This is a genomic window from Trichocoleus sp. FACHB-40 (genome assembly GCF_014695915.1).
GTDB lineage: Bacteria > Cyanobacteriota > Cyanobacteriia > Cyanobacteriales > FACHB-T130 > Funiculus > Funiculus sociatus.
The window spans coordinates 109,824-126,711 of record NZ_JACJPF010000100.1; the positions used below are offsets into that span (position 1 = coordinate 109,824).

At 46.0% G+C, this 16,888-nt stretch carries 14 protein-coding genes; 8 read left to right on the forward strand and 6 right to left on the reverse strand.

Annotation, left to right across the window (positions count from 1 at the left end):
- Nucleotides 1–256 precede the first annotated feature (256 nt).
- Both H6F63_RS22955 and H6F63_RS22960 read left to right on the forward strand, forming a co-directional pair.
- Nucleotides 257–1,861, forward strand: coding sequence for a B12-binding domain-containing radical SAM protein (locus H6F63_RS22955; RefSeq protein WP_190639710.1), 1,605 nt, complete (start codon nt 257–259; stop codon nt 1,859–1,861).
- 92 nt (nt 1,862–1,953) lie between these two features.
- Nucleotides 1,954–3,549 (forward strand): B12-binding domain-containing radical SAM protein, encoded by a 1,596-nt coding sequence (locus H6F63_RS22960; RefSeq protein WP_190639711.1) that lies wholly within the window; start codon nt 1,954–1,956, stop codon nt 3,547–3,549.
- A gap of 160 nt (nt 3,550–3,709) precedes the next feature.
- On the opposite strand, the gene H6F63_RS22965 is transcribed toward H6F63_RS22960, so the two are convergent.
- The 3 genes from H6F63_RS22965 to H6F63_RS22975 form a co-directional block, all read right to left on the reverse strand.
- Nucleotides 3,710–4,780 carry a glycosyltransferase family 4 protein gene (locus H6F63_RS22965; protein WP_199298224.1) on the reverse strand — a complete coding sequence of 357 codons (1,071 nt, stop codon included), beginning with the start codon at nt 4,778–4,780 and terminating at the stop codon, nt 3,710–3,712.
- A 56-nt stretch (nt 4,781–4,836) separates the two neighbouring features.
- On the reverse strand, nt 4,837–6,075 hold the full coding sequence (locus H6F63_RS22970; RefSeq protein ID WP_190639712.1) for a peptidoglycan-binding protein: 1,239 nt from the start codon (nt 6,073–6,075) through the stop codon (nt 4,837–4,839).
- A 237-nt stretch (nt 6,076–6,312) separates the two neighbouring features.
- Nucleotides 6,313–7,461 carry a DMT family transporter gene (locus tag H6F63_RS22975; RefSeq protein WP_190639713.1) on the reverse strand — a complete coding sequence of 383 codons (1,149 nt, stop codon included), beginning with the start codon at nt 7,459–7,461 and terminating at the stop codon, nt 6,313–6,315.
- Nucleotides 7,462–7,824: 363 nt separating this feature from the next.
- Between H6F63_RS22975 and sppA the strand changes: the two genes are divergently transcribed.
- Both sppA and aroH read left to right on the forward strand, forming a co-directional pair.
- The gene (sppA, locus tag H6F63_RS22980) at nt 7,825–8,646 is read left to right on the forward strand and encodes a signal peptide peptidase SppA (protein ID WP_190447799.1); all 822 of its coding nucleotides are present in this window, start codon (nt 7,825–7,827) and stop codon (nt 8,644–8,646) included.
- Between the two features lie 106 nt (nt 8,647–8,752).
- Complete coding sequence (aroH, locus tag H6F63_RS22985) at nt 8,753–9,139, forward strand: chorismate mutase (protein WP_190421551.1); 387 nt, start codon at nt 8,753–8,755, stop codon at nt 9,137–9,139.
- A 55-nt stretch (nt 9,140–9,194) separates the two neighbouring features.
- Here the strand turns inward: aroH and crtR are convergent, their stop codons facing one another.
- Entirely contained in the window at nt 9,195–10,079 is an 885-nt protein-coding gene (gene crtR / locus H6F63_RS22990) for a beta-carotene hydroxylase (protein ID WP_190639714.1), read from the reverse strand.
- A gap of 245 nt (nt 10,080–10,324) precedes the next feature.
- On the opposite strand from crtR, the gene H6F63_RS22995 reads away from it, so the two are divergent.
- Nucleotides 10,325–11,149, forward strand: a complete 825-nt coding sequence (locus H6F63_RS22995) for a COP23 domain-containing protein (protein ID WP_190639715.1) — start codon at nt 10,325–10,327, stop codon at nt 11,147–11,149.
- An 82-nt stretch (nt 11,150–11,231) separates the two neighbouring features.
- Here H6F63_RS22995 and H6F63_RS23000 read toward each other — a convergent pair whose 3' ends face one another.
- Both H6F63_RS23000 and H6F63_RS23005 read right to left on the reverse strand, forming a co-directional pair.
- Nucleotides 11,232–12,047 (reverse strand): alpha/beta fold hydrolase, encoded by an 816-nt coding sequence (locus H6F63_RS23000; protein ID WP_190639716.1) that lies wholly within the window; start codon nt 12,045–12,047, stop codon nt 11,232–11,234.
- Nucleotides 12,048–12,172: 125 nt separating this feature from the next.
- Nucleotides 12,173–12,895, reverse strand: coding sequence for a lysophospholipid acyltransferase family protein (locus H6F63_RS23005; RefSeq protein WP_190639717.1), 723 nt, complete (start codon nt 12,893–12,895; stop codon nt 12,173–12,175).
- 444 nt (nt 12,896–13,339) lie between these two features.
- Between H6F63_RS23005 and metG the strand changes: the two genes are divergently transcribed.
- The 3 genes from metG (at nt 13,340) to lptC (ending at nt 16,872) form a co-directional block, all read left to right on the forward strand.
- Entirely contained in the window at nt 13,340–14,947 is a 1,608-nt protein-coding gene (gene metG / locus H6F63_RS23010; protein WP_190639718.1) for a methionine--tRNA ligase, read from the forward strand.
- A gap of 112 nt (nt 14,948–15,059) precedes the next feature.
- Entirely contained in the window at nt 15,060–15,668 is a 609-nt protein-coding gene (locus H6F63_RS23015; protein ID WP_190639719.1) for an NYN domain-containing protein, read from the forward strand.
- 40 nt (nt 15,669–15,708) lie between these two features.
- Entirely contained in the window at nt 15,709–16,872 is a 1,164-nt protein-coding gene (gene lptC, locus H6F63_RS23020; RefSeq protein WP_190639720.1) for an LPS export ABC transporter periplasmic protein LptC, read from the forward strand.
- The last annotated feature ends 16 nt before the right edge of the window (nt 16,873–16,888 follow it).

Here is a 16,888-nt window from a genome sequence, read left to right on the forward strand (position 1 = left end):
AGAAGGGTTTTTTAACGCAAAGGTAGTGCTGTCGTGCCTCAACCCTTACGCAAAGGCGGCTAGTAAGTAGCGAACAAAAATAAGGATTAGATTAAAAACCTATAACCTACCCTTTGTGTTCCTTCCGGCGTACCTTTGCTACCAGGAGCCTTAAAAAAACAATTATATTAACCAGATTAGCCGGATTCAGCTAAACTCTTATGCTATGAATTAGCTAATAGCTAAAAAATTAGAAGAGTGTGAGGGTTTAGATTCAATGAGAGTTTTATTAGTTTATCCTCTTTTTCCTAAAACATTTTGGTCTTACGAGAAAATTCTGGAATTAGTCAACCGTAAGGTTTTGCTACCGCCGTTGGGTTTAGTGACCGTGGCGGCGATTTTACCTCAAGAGTGGGAATTTAAACTGGTAGACAGAAATATTCGCTCTGTGACAGACGCAGAGTGGGAATGGGCAGATGTGGTAATTCTCTCCGCTATGATTGTCCAAAAGCCAGATTTACTTGACCAAATCCGGGAAGCGAAGCGGCGCGGTAAACTGGTGGCCTGTGGTGGCCCTTATCCAACTTCTGTACCGGAAGAAGTCCAAGAGGCGGGTGTAGATTTCCTGATTTTAGATGAAGGGGAAATTACTCTGCCGATGTTTGTCGAAGCAATTGAGCGCGGCGAAAAATCGGGCATTTTCCGCGCCATCAATGGGGAAAAACCAGATGTCACGACAACTCCAGTTCCCCGCTTTGATTTGCTAGAATTTGATGCTTACGATTCGATGTCGGTGCAGTTTTCGCGGGGTTGTCCCTTCCAGTGCGAATTTTGCGACATCATTGTGCTATACGGTCGCAAACCCCGCACTAAAACCCCAGCGCAACTTTTGGCAGAGTTGGAGTATCTCTACCAACTGGGATGGCGGCGCGGTGTGTTTATGGTGGATGACAACTTCATTGGGAATAAGCGCAATGTCAAGTTATTTCTCAAGGAGTTGAAAGTCTGGCAAGCTGAACACAAATATCCTTTCAAATTTAATACAGAAGCTTCTATTGATTTGGCGCAAGATCCCGAATTGATAGAGCTGATGGTTGAGTGTTATTTTGATGCTGTGTTTCTGGGAATTGAAACGCCGGATGAGGAAAGTCTGTCGATGACCAAGAAATTCCAAAACACGCGCAGTTCCCTCGCCGAAGCTGTGGAAATGATTACACGCGCCGGGTTGCGACCAATGGCTGGGTTTATTATTGGCTTTGATGGCGAGAAAAAAGGCGCAGGCGATCGCATTGTCCGATTTGCGGAACTGACTGCTATCCCTACCACAACTTTTGGAATGTTGCAAGCCCTCCCCAATACAGCTTTGTGGTACCGGCTAGAGAAAGAAGGGCGACTGGTGGGCAAAGAAGGCAACCTTAACCAGACCACTTTGATGAATTTTATCCCGACGCGCCCTGTAGAAGACATCGCTAGAGAATATGTCGAGGCATTTAGCGATTTGTATGAACCCAGTCGCTATCTGGATCGCATCTATCGCTGTTTCCTAATGCTAGGCGCACCAAAAGTAAAAGCCCCTTTCAAAATGCCCAGCCTGATAGATTTGAAGGCACTTTCGATTGTAGTCTGGCGTCAAGGCTTCAAACGCCAGACTCGCTGGAAATTCTGGCATCATTTGTTTAGCATCATTAAGAACAACCCCGCAGTATGGGAACATTACCTCACCCTCTGCGCCCACAATGAGCATTTCATGGAGTATCGGCAAATTGTTCGCGACGAAATTGAGGCTCAATTAGTTGAATATCTAGCACCCCTGACAAAACAGAAACCGGAAGTTTCTGAGGTGAAAATTAAGCCAGAAGAGTCATTAGTTAGTAGCCATTAGTTATAGGGACACGGCGGCCCGTGTCCCTACCAAAAACTAAGAACTAATGACTAATGAATAATGACTTTAAATAAAGTGAGGATGGACATTTCATGCGAATTTTACTTTTATATCCGCTATTTCCCAAAAGTTTTTGGTCTTTTGAAAAAACCTTAGCTTTGCTAAATCGCAGAGCCATGCTACCGCCTTTAGGTTTAGTAACTGTAGCAGCAATTCTCCCCCAAGAGTGGGAATTTAAGCTAGTAGATAGAAATATCCGCCCGGTAACTGAAGCTGAGTGGGAATGGGCAGATTTGGTGATTCTCTCAGCAATGATTGTCCAGCAGGAAGATTTTATCGACCAAATTCAAGAAGCAAAAAGACGCGGTAAAGCTGTTGCAGTAGGCGGCCCTTATCCAACAGCGTTACCCAAAGAAGCAGAAGCTGCTGGTGCAGATTATTTGATTTTGGATGAAGGGGAAATCACTCTGCCGATGTTTGTGGAGGCAGTTCAACGGGGCGACACTGGTGGTATTTTCCGGTCTGGGGGAGAAAGACCAGATGTAACCATTACGCCTATTCCTCGCTTCGATTTACTGGAGTTTGACGCTTATTCGGAGATGTCAGTCCAGTTTTCTCGCGGGTGTCCTTTTCAGTGCGAATTCTGCGACATTATTGTTCTCTACGGACGCAAACCCCGAACAAAAGCCCCAGCCCAATTAATAGCTGAATTAGAACGCCTTTATGAGTTGGGTTGGCGACGCAGCATTTTCATGGTGGACGACAACTTTATTGGGAATAAGCGCAATGTTAAGTTGTTCCTAAAAGAGTTGCAACCTTGGATGGTTGAACATCAGTATCCTTTCTCTTTTGCCACAGAAGCATCAGTTGATTTGGCAAAGGATCAAGAACTGATGGATATGATGGTTCAGTGTAACTTCGGGGCGGTGTTTTTAGGAATAGAAACGCCCGATGAGGACAGTTTAGCGCTAACGCAGAAGTTTCAAAATACACGAGATTCTTTGAGCGATTCTGTAGAGGCGATCGCGCGTTCGGGACTGCGGGTGATGGCAGGGTTTATTATTGGCTTTGATGGGGAGAAACAGGGCGCAGGCGATCGCATTGTCCAATTTGTCGAGAAAACCTCAATTCCCACAGCCATATTTAGTATGCTCCAAGCTTTACCCGATACCGCCCTCTGGCATCGGCTAAAGAAAGAAGGACGACTGCGAGGAGAATCAGCGAACATCAATCAAACAACATTGATGAACTATGTCCCAACTCGTCCCCTAGAAGAAATTGCCCGCGAATATATCAACGCCTTCTGGACACTTTACGATCCGGAGCGTTTTCTAGACCGTACTTACCGTCACTTCCGCATTTTAGGAGAAGCAACTTATCCTAATAAAGGAAAACGTCCCAAAAAGAAACTAGATTGGGTGGTAATTCGAGCGTTTCTAACAATTTGTTGGCGACAAGGTGTTGTCCGCAAAACTCGCTTAAAATTCTGGCGCAACCTGTTTAGTATGTATCGGCACAATAAGGGTGGAATCAGCAGTTATTTAGCCGTGTGCGCTCAAATCGAGCATTTTGTGGAGTATCGCGAGATTGTTAAAGAGCAGATTGAAGCTCAGTTGGCTGATTTTATGGCAGAGGAGGCAAAAGTGCAAAAACTCCCACAAGAGGTAAAAACTCCTGTGAGTGCGTAATGCAAAATCGTTCATTTTAATTTTTTGGGGTGCGTTACGAGAAATCGCTTAACGCATCCTAAGCATTTGATGTACGCAGAAAAGGCGATCGCTCTCACCTAATAGTATCTACATCTGAAAGTTGAATTCTGCGATCGCGGCTGATCAGCGGTACACCATCTCAGCAATTCATAGATGTCTCTATGATGTCTTGAAACCAGTTTAAGAAGCGATCGCCCAAAGCCTCCAACGAATACTCCGCTTCCGCTTGTTGACGACAGGCTAGGCGGTCAATTTGATCCAATCGTCCAATTGCCTCTACTAAACCTTCCACCCTATCCGGTTCCACCAAAAAGCCGGTTTTCCCATCTTGGATAATTTCAGTCGGGCCACCTCGACTGTAGGAAATTACTGGCACCCCACAAGCCAACGCCTCAATTACCACATTGCCAAACGCTTCCACCCAGCGAGGAGTCATCAACAGCGCCCGACATTTGCCTAATTCTTGCTGCATTTGGGCTGTGGGGAAAAATCCCACATATTCCACAGGAGCATCTGGATACTCTTGACAAATCTGCTGCCAGTAGGCTTCATCCTGCATTTTTCCCAATATTTTCAGGGGGATGCCAGTTATATTTGCAGCTGCGACAGCATCCTCCAAACCTTTTTCGGGAGCGATTCGACCCAGCCAAGCTAAAGCGGGTGAGGGTTCTTTGACAAAATCATACAGGGATAGATCCAGTCCACCACCTAGAATCCGACACTGCTGGGCAAAAGGAAACGTTTGTGCCTGGGTGCGAGTGTAGACACCAATAGTACCGGGAAACTCGACAGCAACCTTTCCGGCGATTTGATCCATTGCATCGGACAAGGAACCCATACTGATGAAATGAGCGATCGCGCACTCAAAAAATGGTGTCAGGTAAAATGGCAACCAATCGTAGGCAATGTTGAAAATCAGATCGTAATCAGCCTGCACTTGCCGCGCGTAGTCGCACATATTGCCTAATACCGAATTTTCCGGCATGACAATCGGCGTACTGCGTCCCTGACTCTGAGCCGTCGTTTGGAGTTCTCCAGCAATCTCGACAATGGGAATCTCCCCTAAGACAGATCCTTGGGGAGCGACAATTTTTAGACTATGACCCCGCCGGATCATCTCTTGGGCAACGTTAAGCAGCGTTAGTTCGACACCTCCCCCTAGCCCTGTGCCAAGAGCGCCAACTGGGGTTGAGAGCAATAACAGTTTCAAAGAGCGTTGAATGTGTTTTGGGTTGAGTTCTGAGTTATTTTAATTCAATCAAAACTCTATTGCGATCGCTCGTCTGATTTGTCTTCAGGGGAATTAGGCAAAGCTGCCTTATTATCGGCACCAGGGATACTGCGAATCCGATTTAACTGACCCATAGCCCACCGCGCTGTTTCCTGAACATCGGAATTTTGATCCTCAGCAGCAAGGCGCAACAGTTGGCTAACTTGGGAAATCGTGTCATAGATTCTCGTCAAATCCCGAATCGCATTTTTCCGCACTTCCGGGCTTTCATCTTGCAATGAAATTGCCAGCGCCCGATTCATAGGTTTGAGAGTGCGCGTGCCAATTTGCGATAGAGCCTCCAATATTAAGCCGCGTTGCTGGGAATCTGAATCCATCAACAGATCCACCAATGGCTGTACTGCCCTAGAGTCTCCCCGTTGCGCCAGTTCCCAGATTGCCTTGCGTCGCTTTGTAAGATCGTTTCCCTGTAAATCTTTGACTAATTCCTCAACAATGTCGATTTTAGCCAGGCGAGTAGTTTCCCTGATCGGCGGTGTTGTTTCTTTAGGCGGCTGGGGAGTTATTCCCTCGTCTGGATGACGTTTATCTGAAACGGTAAAAACAGAGGAATGAAAGCCGTTTTTGCTGTCGTTTTCTAGCGGTTGAATGTGGGTGTCGATGCCATTATTACTGGCATTTTCCAAGTCTAGATAACTAATTTCATCGGATACATCAGATGAAGCTTCTGGCTCCTCTTCGTGGCTAGTAGCTTTTTTCAACCATGACACAAAGAAGTACACTGCCAATCCTACCCCAGCAGATGCTAGAGTCAAGCCCAACAACCACAACAGCGGATTAGGGCGAGGTTTTACCGCTTTGGGTTTTTGTGTAGGGGATGGTTTGGGCTGTGCAGCTAGAGATGTCTTGATATTCTCCCTAGTTGTTGAGCCAGCAATGCCGTCAGCCGCTAACCCGGCAGATGTTTGAAATTTGGAAACTGCAACCGCTGTAGTTCGCCCATACACTCCATCAACTGCCCCGTTGTAGTGTCCTAAACGCTTGAGTGCCTTTTGTAATTCGGCTACTTCCAAGCCTTGAGAGCCAACTGTGAGGACAGGTTCCGCGTCTGCGGCGTTTGGAGAACTTGCCTGAGCTAATTCTAGAGATTGGGAACGGGTTGGTAAAGTGGCGATCGCTTGCTCAACACCTGAAAAGTTTTTGCCTGAAATGGGGATAAAACCCAGACAGGTGACAGATGTGACTAGAAGCAACGTTGAGCGATAGAGTATCATTTTGGGGAAACCTGTCTAAGCGATCAAAACCCGACAAGATCCTTTGCTAAGAGTTTTTTCTTTAGCTTCCAGTGCCAGCATGAAATTATAATTTCTATACAGTTAGTAAGCTTTTTATCCGCAAAATTTGGGGAAAAAGCTCGTTTGGTGGAATTGAAAATGATGCGCCGATCATAGCAAAAACTATTAATTTGCTCTCACATATTAACTTCTGCTGGGGAGCGATCATCTTCATTCCTACCGATTTTGCCACATCTCGGCTTCAGATTCTTTCAATTTTATTGGCAGCGACGCATAGGGTCGTTGTTCTGCGGCACCTAACAGGGGGATTTGCTCCTCAGAGGTGGCTTCCTCACTGGAGACAATAGCCTCAACAGATGTGGATGGCGAAGAGGAAGCCCAGAAGCTGCGATCGCTCCACTTTTGGGCTAGCGTCTCCCGCTGATTAATTAGATATATACTCACCAGGGTAAGACTGACACCTGCCCATTGGAGGGGAGTCAGAACTTCTGACAACAGCAGGTTACCAAAGAGTAGGGCAAACACTGGTGTCAGAAAAGTTAGAGAACTGAGACTGGTAAGACTGCCACTAGAGGCAAAGTAAAAGAATAAACCGTAAGCGATCGCGCTGCCAAATATTGTCGAATAGCTCAACGCCAGCCAGCCTAAGCTATCTAAATGCACCCACTGCTGGGTTTCTCCCATAGCAGACAGCGCAAATAAAGGCAACCCGCCCAAAATCATGTGCCATCCTGTTGCCATCACCGGGTCGGCATATTGGCACACCTTCCTAATTGTGACCGTTCCCACAGCCATAGACAGCGCCGCTAACAGCATTAACCACTGCCCATTTTCAAATAGATGCACCAAAGACGCTAAATTTAGCGTCTCTACCATCGATTGGGCGATCGCGTTTGGGTGTGAAAGATTGAAAATCCACTCTTGGGGCAACCCAATCAAACTAATACCCAGCACTCCCACTAATAATCCCAGCCAACCCCACAAACCAATGGTTTCACCAAACAACCAGCACGATAGCAAAGCTACTGCCAGCGGTTGAGAGTCAATCATTACCGATCCCAACCCCGCACCAGTTCTCACTAATCCCAAAGCCAAAAATCCCTGAAACAAAGCGCCATCAACCAAGGCAAACAAGCTAATCCACAGCCATGCACTAATACCTTTTGGTTGAGGTTTCCCCATCAAAAAGCCTGCTATCAATACCAAAACACCCGCAGGCACCAACCGCACACCAGCCATAAACAGAGGTGTCGTGTTTGGGATAACGCCTTTCATCGCTACCATAGCCGTTCCCCAGAGAAAAAACGGGGCAATTAGTAGCAACGGTGCGAACGGGATTTTGGATTCTGTGAATTTTAGCTGCATAGAAGGGCTGAGGATTGGGAATTGGGAATTGGGAATTGGGGAAGAGGAAAAAGTCTTACCTAGTCCCTAGTCCCCAGCCCCCAATCCCCTTATTGTACTTAATATGTATTTCTGTTAAGCAACTTATATGAATTGTTGTGAGGATTACAAAAATATATATTTGCTATAAAACACCAGCTATGTTAAAGGAGAAATGGAAATAGACAAACAAGCCTAGGCACCAGTAGCCCACATAAACAGATGCGGATGGTGCAAACTAGAGAAAGGATCGGCATTTGTGTGGAAACGCTTACTGTTTCTAAGATTTGCTCTTTTACCTAACTCGGCTCATCCAATAATTCAAGATTCATTGCTTGACTGCTCATGATCTGGCCTTTTAAGCCCAAATTTCAAAAACAAATTGCTCGGATTGAAGTTACAGGCGCGATCGCTGCTGCCACCCGTAAACGGGTTTTGGAAGCTCTGAAAACCATTGAAGAACGACGCTTTCCCGCCTTACTGCTACGCATAGATAGTCCAGGCGGCACTGTCGGGGATTCGCAAGAAATCTACGAGGCGCTCAAGCGTCTGCGCCAGAAAGTCAAGATTGTTGCCAGCTTCGGCAATATCTCGGCATCCGGAGGAGTCTACATCGGCATGGGAGCCGACCACATCGTCGCCAACCCAGGCACGATTACTGGCAGTATCGGTGTAATTCTGCGAGGAAACAACCTGGAGCGTTTGCTAGAAAAAATCGGCGTATCTTTCAAGGTAATCAAATCCGGCCCCTATAAGGATATTTTGGCTTTTGACCGGGAACTCACAGATCCGGAAAAGAACATTCTCCAAGATTTGATTGACAACAGTTATCAGCAGTTTGTCGAAACTGTTGCTGAGGGGCGAAAATTAGCAACAGAAAAAGTTAAAAGCTTTGCTGATGGTCGCATTTTTACTGGAGCGCAAGCTTTGGAACTAGGCATCGTAGACAGGCTCGGAACTGAGGAAGACGCACGCCGCTGGGCAGCAGAATTGGTGGGCCTTGACCCGGAGAAAACCAAGTGTTTCACTATTGAAGAACGCAAACCCTTTTGGAATCGCGTGGTATCAAGTAAAGTTCAGGGGGTATCTGGTCTATCAGCTGGGATAGACTGGTTAGAATTTGAACTATCTACCAGTGGCCAGCCGTTGTGGCTATATCGACCATAGTTAGTGCTGAGTGTTGAGTGTTGAGTAAATTAAAACTCAGACGCGATATATCGCGTCTGGAACAACTCAAAACTTAAAACTATTTTAATATTCGGAGGACTTTTGCGTGGAGTGGCGAGTTAGAGCGATTCGCGGGGCAACGACTGCCTCAGAAAACACCGTTGAGGCGATGCGAGAAGTGGTGACAGAACTGCTGGATGAATTGGAAAAGCGAAATCAACTGCACCCAGATGAGATTATCAGTGCTACGTTCTCGGTTACTCGTGATTTAGATGCTGTCTTTCCCGCAGCGATCGCTCGTTCTCGTCCTGAGTGGGACAATGTTCCCCTGTTAGATGTTCAACAGATGCACGTAGAGGGCGGACTGGAACGCTGCATCCGGTTCTTAATCCACGTCAATCTTCCAGCTTCTCACCCCCCAATTCACCATCCCTATCTCCGCGGTGCAAAAACCCTAAGGCCAGATTGGGCCTTAGTCATAGGTAATAGGTAATGGGTAATTGGTGAATAGGAAAATATTTTTCCCAATCCCCAATTCCCAATCCCCATTAGCTAACACTTTTTTTGTGAAAGCGGATACCCAAAAAAACGTCGTATAGGAAGCTCCGGAAATCTTTTCCTTTCAGCAGCCCTAGCGATTGATGACAGCCTTTTTCGTCTAACAGTGGCTTGGTGGCGTAATAAGCGTTCTGGTAGTTGTACCAGGGGATAGCAGGCCACAAATGATGAATTAGATGGTAGTTCTGCCCCATAATCAGCACGTTGAGAACTGAATTGGGGTAAACTCTGGCATTTTTCCAGCGATCGCGCTCTTGATGCGGACGATGCGGTAGATAATCAAAAAACAATCCTAGTGCCAATCCCACCACGGCAGCCGGTATGAACCAAAAATTCAGAATGTAGCCTAAAAAGTGATACTGAATTGAGATATAGAAAATAGACCCGACAAACAAGCGGCTTAAAAACCATTCCCAAAGTTCATGCTTGCGCCACAGCTGCCGTTGAAAGAAAAATATCTCGTGGTACAAAAAGCGTACCGGAATTAACCACAGGGGCCCTCCCGTAGAAACGTAATGATCCGGGTCGTTTTCCGGGTCATTCACATGAGCATGATGCTGCAAATGCACCCGCGTAAACACCGGGAAGGCAAAGACTAACATCAGCGCACTGCCATGTCCCATGATGGCATTAACTACCCGGTTACGATGGGCAGAATTGTGGCAGGCATCGTGAATCACCGTTCCTGCCATGTGCAGGGCAAGTGTATTAGTGGTAAAACAACACCAGTGAGGCCACTCCCACAGCCAGTAACCGAAGTTTGAAACTACTAGCATCGCTACCGATGATAAAAACATGAGTAGCGTTGGATTGAACTCTCCTGGCGGTTCCAAGTATTCGCGTGGAACTGTCAGCGGCTTTTGTGCCTCCGACATTGGTTTTTTCTCCTTTTATCTTCTATTTAAGGACTGCGCGGGAACTTTAGATCGGTTTTTCCCGTCATTGGTATTTAGGGGACACCGTAGACAATTACCGCTTGCCCGGATTTCTTTCAGGGCATAGAGGTTATAGTCGCACCCTCGTAGTATACGCTACAAATGTCCATTTATAAAGATTTGTGAAAACAGCTCATTTTTTTAATGAGCTGACAATAGTCAAGAAACTTCCTAAGAGGGTTGATATGTCACCACGGCTGTGTAAGTTGGCTTTCGTGCTTGGGTCTTCAGTTTTTCAAAGTCTGGCTTTATCCGTTGGCGTAACAATTCTACTGAGTAGCGGTGAAGCCAATGCTGGTTCTCTGATTCAAGCGCAACTACCAGATGTAGAAGACCAAAAGAAGACATCGCCTGGGGATGTTGAGGTAGAAACCAAGCCTGAGAGTAAAGAGTCTACCACAACCCAACCGGATGCGGAATCAGATAGCAAAACTGCCAACGAGTCGCGATTTACCTGTCAGGTTATGAGCGGGCAGTATACGGTGATGTACCATCCCAAGAGCCAACCAAGTCAATCTTATGCTTGGGCAACTCCGAGTCCTTTAGGCGGTGGTTGGACATCAGAGCGACGCTGTAACGAAATTAGTCGCAGGTTAGAATCTTATAGACCTGATGGTTTGCAAGAGATGCAGGCATCTGTGGAAAACAACTACAACGTTGTTTGTATCACCACTCAGAAAAACCCAGATTGTCGAATTGTGCTGACAGTACCGCCGGGACAAGATCCACAACAGACACGCGATCGCGTCTTCCAAAACATTAGCATCGCCGACAGTGGACAGATAACTCAAGGCGTGAATACTTTTGTCGGCGGTAGGGATGCTCAGATGCTCAGCGACTTATTAAACCTGGGTTTGTCTTCCCTGGGCAGCAATTCCCGAAATCGTCCATCTCAAAATATTAACCTGCGACCTTTCTTAGATCCATCTGATGGCGGTACTGGCACCCAGTTGAGACGAGGAATACCCGCACGATCCAACCCTCGGCTGAATCCCAATAATTTCCGTTAAAGACTGATCCCTGATTTTTGCTTTGGTTGAGAAGCGATCGCTTCTCAACTTCTTAAGCTATTGAACGCATATTCTTAGAAAGTTAGGATGAAATATTCGCGAGATTTTTTTCTCGACTTTCTAAGAAATTTTCCGCTTTCATAATTTCGTAGAGGTTGACATCTGCTTCCAGAAGGCAGGCGTGACCGCAACGAGGCAAGACAAGCATTTTGGCGTTAGGTAGGACGGAAGCTAAATGTTGAGCCTCAGCTACAGAAGGCAACAGGCGGTCTGCGCCACCAGCGATCGTCAGTACAGGTAAGTTGAGGCTACGCAGCTTGCTTTCCTCCATGTGAAAGTCTCTCACTAAGGAAATTCGCCAGATAATAGTTTTCGGCGGTACAGACCGGACGGCATCTAGAAGCGCTTGGCGATCGCTTGGTAAAATTCTTTCCAAATGAGCCAAAAACGGTAAAAGCCAAACTGCTCCCAGACGATAAATTAATTCTGGCACCAAGTGAGTTAGTTGCGATCCCAATCGCAGCCACGGTCTTTGATTAAGAGAAGAAGCTGGGTTAACCAGAATCATCCGGTCAAACAGTTTAGGCGATCGCAGTGCCACTTTCATCGCTAAGCAGCCGCCAAATGACTCGCCGCACAGGTAAACTGACCGATTTGGTTGTTTTTTCACTTCTGCTTCCACCAGAGCCACTACCTGCTCTGTGAGTTCTTCCCAGCTGGTCAAATCATCGGCGGGGATCGCCAAACAGCGGATATCAAAGCCTGATTCTAATCCAGTCGTTTGCGATCGCAGCAGCTGACCTGTACCATCCATACCTGGAAGGAACACAAACAGCGGGTGGTCTAGATTCATCCGGCTGGGGGTAAGGAAACAAGGACGGCTTTTAACTTCTGGCATTTTTTAACGTCCGTTTAAAAAACAACTTGTGAAAAATTAGAATCAGTTGCTAATTGCTCGCTTGTTGAATAGTCAATCTGGTAGGTATTTATCCTCATTCTATGGGATAGCCCCACCCTCTTCCACTAATAACAACCCTGACGCAGTAGATCAGCAATTTCCTGATGACAGTAATTAGACAGATCGGCAACAACTGATTTTGCCTGCTTTCCTTGATATTGTTCCCGCATTTGGGGAGAAATCCAACGCGGACGACCAATTAAAACGTTAGTCCGACGATAAATAACCATCGGGTGCCAGCCGGGGCCGTCGAAAAGCGGCTCTGATCGGTCAAAGAAACTTAACAAACGCAGTGGCACCCCTGAATTGATGGTTTCTTCCAAGGATGCGATCGCCACTGGCAAAACCGCTAAATTCTTCACAGGCGCTCGTAATGCCAGATGAGCAAATCCTCGTTGGAAATCCCCCATTTTATTAGGCGGTGTCACCTGCACCATCGGTTTAGCTCCCTCTGGAAACACCCCAACAACCTGACGATGCTGCAACAGTTGAATCGCCTTCTCAAAAAAACCTTTCTGCCGATGTTCAGGGGCTTCTAAAGGAAAACACCCCAACTGATTAACAATCTCCCGCATCACAGGCACTTGCCCCATATAGTGATGGCAGGCAAAGCGAATCGGACGTTTGATCGCCCCCATCAGTAGCGGTGCATCGATAACACTGCGGTGATTGCTCACAACCAGTACAGGACAGTCATGAGGAACCCGATCCTCATGGTATACATACATCCGCGTCGAGAGAGTCGAGAGCAGAAATTGAGAAATTTGTAATGGGCTATCTGAAAACATTCTTTAAATGTAAGCAATAATCAACAGGCGCAAGGAAGAGTAGAGCGGATAGTAAAAGGGCTGGATGCGATCGCAACGCCACCTTTAACAGGCAAGACGTCCTGTGCTTAGGCTAGAAGCATTTTCCTCACTTCAGTTAGGGTACGGCACTGCCGTCTTCCAACACTTCGCACTCAACCCTTACTTTCCCAACGCCAACTCATTAACTTTTCTTAATACAATTATTAACCTTATTTTCCTGGGGTTTACGAATCTCTTAAGGCAGAACTTTCTAGTAAAGAGTGTTTAAGTGTTCTGGGCAATTTCTTAGCCACAAAGCGTATAATTTTATACTTGCCTAACTAAATTTACTTAGAAACATCTAGAAAAGGTAACGAAAAAATCCAAAATAACCGTACCCTTGGATATGATCGAAAGCAAATAATCTGGTTGTTTTTTATATCTATGAGTGTTAACGATACAAGTAAAAGCACATTTGCTATTACCACACCGCTGTATTATGTGAACGACGTACCCCATATCGGCAGCGCTTATACAACCATAGCTGCCGATGTCGTGGCTCGGTTTGAGCGACTACGCGGCAAATCCGTGTTATTGATTACAGGCACGGATGAGCATGGACAGAAAATTCAGCGGACAGCAGAAACTAATGGACTTGCCCCGCAAGCTCACTGCGACAAAATTGCTGATACTTTCAATACACTTTGGCAAAAGCTTAACATCAAGCCCGACCGATTTATCCGCACCACAGATTCCCGCCATCAAGCGATAGTCAAAGAATTTTTCCAGCGAGTCTGGGAGAAAGGCGACATCTACCTTGGTCAACAAAAAGGCTGGTACTGCGTTGCCTGTGAAGAATTCAAAGAAGAACGTGACCTCCTAGAAGGACACCGCTGCCCTCTGCATCCAAACAAAGAAGCGGAGTGGCGAGACGAACAGAACTACTTCTTTCGACTCTCCAAGTACCAAAGCCAGCTGGAAGAACTTTATCAAAAGCAACCGGATTTTATCCAGCCAGAAAGCCGCCGCAACGAAGTTTTGAACTTTGTCAGCCAAGGACTTCAAGATTTCTCTATCTCGCGAGTAAATTTAGACTGGGGTTTTCCAGTACCAGTCGATACCACCCACACCATCTATGTATGGTTTGATGCCTTGGTTGGTTATATAACAGCATTGCTCGATCCTGATATAGAACCGACGCTAGAGAATGCTTTATCCAAGTGGTGGCCGATTAATATGCACCTTATTGGTAAAGACATTCTGCGCTTTCATACAGTTTATTGGCCGGCAATGTTAATGTCAGCTGGTTTGCCTCTACCCGGACGGGTGTTTGGGCATGGCTTTCTCACCAAAGACGGGCGGAAGATTAGTAAAACTCTAGGTAATACTGTCGATCCGGTCGATTTAGTAAACCGTTACAGCGCTGACGCTATTCGTTACTACTTTCTCAAGGAGATTGAATTTGGACAAGACGGAGATTTTAATGAAACCCGGTTTATCAATACCCTGAATGCAGACTTAGCAAACGACTTGGGAAACTTGCTTAACCGCACCTTAAACATGTTCAAAAAATATTGTAACAACGAGGTTCCGAATTGCTCAGGAGAAGACATTCCCGCTGACAATCACCTCAAAGCGATTGGCTCTGTTCTAGGTGACAAAGTTACTCAAGCTTATGAATCCCTGGCTTTCAGCCAAGCAAGTGAAGCCATATTCACTTTGATTCGAGCCTGTAATAAATTTATTGATGAGCAGGCTCCCTGGAAGTTATACAAGCAGGGACAACAGCAAGCAGTAGAACAAGTGCTGTATGCTGTTCTTGAATCTGTTAGACTGGCAGCTTATCTACTTTCCCCAATTATTCCCAACATCAGCAACGACATCTACCAACAGCTAGGCTTTTCAATTGACTTTAACAACAAATCGTTAACAGATGTTACAGAACCGTTCGTTACTCATAGCGCTTGGGGAACACTAACTCCAAGACAGAAGTTGGGGGAAGCTAAACCAGTCTTCGCCAGACTGGAACAACACCAAGCTGTTTCGTCTTAGCTACTATCTGTTAGCTTTTTTCTGCTGTCTTTTGTCTTTTGTAGCTTAACTAATGACAATTGACAACTGACAGCTAATTACTTTTTTCATAAAAAACCGAGGCATAACAATCATGTTGAATAATTTCACCAGTAATGAGTCCGTATTCACGCCGGAACAAGTTTTAGAAAATCGGGGTCGGGTTGCCATTTTTATTGATGGATCAAATCTGTTTTATGCAGCGTTGCAGCTGGGGATTGAAATTGACTACACGAAGCTGCTGTGCCGATTAACCGCAGGATCTCGGCTGCTGCGCTCTTTTTTCTACACTGGTGTTGACCGCACCAATGAAAAGCAACAAGGCTTTCTGCTTTGGATGCGTCGCAATGGGTATCGCGTCATTGCTAAAGACTTGGTACAGCTGCCTGATGGCTCTAAGAAAGCCAATCTAGATGTGGAAATCGCAGTTGATATGATGGCTTTAGTGGGGTCTTACGATACAGCGGTTCTCGTGAGTGGGGATGGCGATCTGGCTTACGCGGTTGATGCTGTTAGTTATCGGGGTGTCCGGGTCGAGGTTGTGAGTCTGCGTTCAATGACCAGTGACAGTTTGATCAATGTGTCAGACCGTTACATTGACCTCGATGGTATCAAAGAAGATATCCAAAAAACGCCCCGACAAAACTACACTTACCGTCCGCTTTCTGGGATTGGGTTTATGGACGATCAGGAAGAAAGGTAAGCTCAAAGACAAAAAAATAATTGATATAAAGGCAGAAGGAATGAAAAACTTACAAGTTAGTAAAAAACTATTTCTTTTGCCTTTTGCGTTTTGCCTTTTACCAGTTTTATTGGTTGGTTGTAATCCGCAAAAACGTGCAGAAAAAAAGTTACAGAAAGATACTTCCTCTGTGACAGATTTCGAGGGGAGTTTGGTATTTAACGATGTAACTTTGGATCAGGCGGATGAGCAGGGCCGACCACTGTGGAAAGTGCAGGCGAAGAAGGCGGTTTACACCAAAGATAAGAAAACTGCCCGCATTCAGAATCCCATAGGCGATTTGTTTCAGGATGGGAAACTCGTTTTGCAGATCAAGGCAAAGAGTGGAGAAATTCAGGAGGATGGAAAAAAAGTATTTCTCAATGGTCAAATTGTAGCTACCGATCCCCGTAATGGTGCGGTGCTGAAGGGAGATCAATTAGAGTGGAGACCGAAGGAAGACCTGTTAATAGTTCGTGACAATTTGGTAGGAACTCATAAACAGCTGGATGCTACGGCTAAGGAAGGAAGATATTTTAGTCGATCGCAGCAACTGGAATTAATCGGTCAGGTTGTGGGAACGTCAAAAGACCCAGTGTTACAAGTGAGAACGGAACACTTGATTTGGCAGATTCCTCAAAAGATGGTTATAGGCGATCGCCCACTCCAAATTAATCGCTACAAAGGTCAAACTGTGACAGACCAAGCTTTCGGCAACAGTGGTCAGGTAAACCTGAACACAAAGACGGCGACGCTGAAGCAGAATGTCCAGATAAATTCTTTGGAACCGCCGATGCAAATAGCTGGTAATTCTGTTACCTGGGATTTAACTACGGAAATGGTAACGTCAGACCAACCATTAAAGGTTTTCCATCGGCAGCAGCAAGTGACGCTGACCGGAAATCAAGGTCAGGTAGATTTGAAGGGAAAAGTTGCTCGTCTGAGTGGAAATGTCAGAGGCGTTGGTACTCGAAATCAATCCCAACTTCAAGCAGATCGAGTGAGTTGGAATATTTCTACTGAGGAATTTGATGCTGTAGGTAATGTGACTTATAAACAAGTTAATCCGCCCCTGCACTTGACAGGCCCGCAAGCTGCCGGGAGGTTACAGGATCAGACGGTTGTCGTTACTGGCGGCGGTGGTGCTAACAGCGGTGGTAGAGTGGTGACGGAAATTATTCCTTAGTTAGTGGCTAATGGCT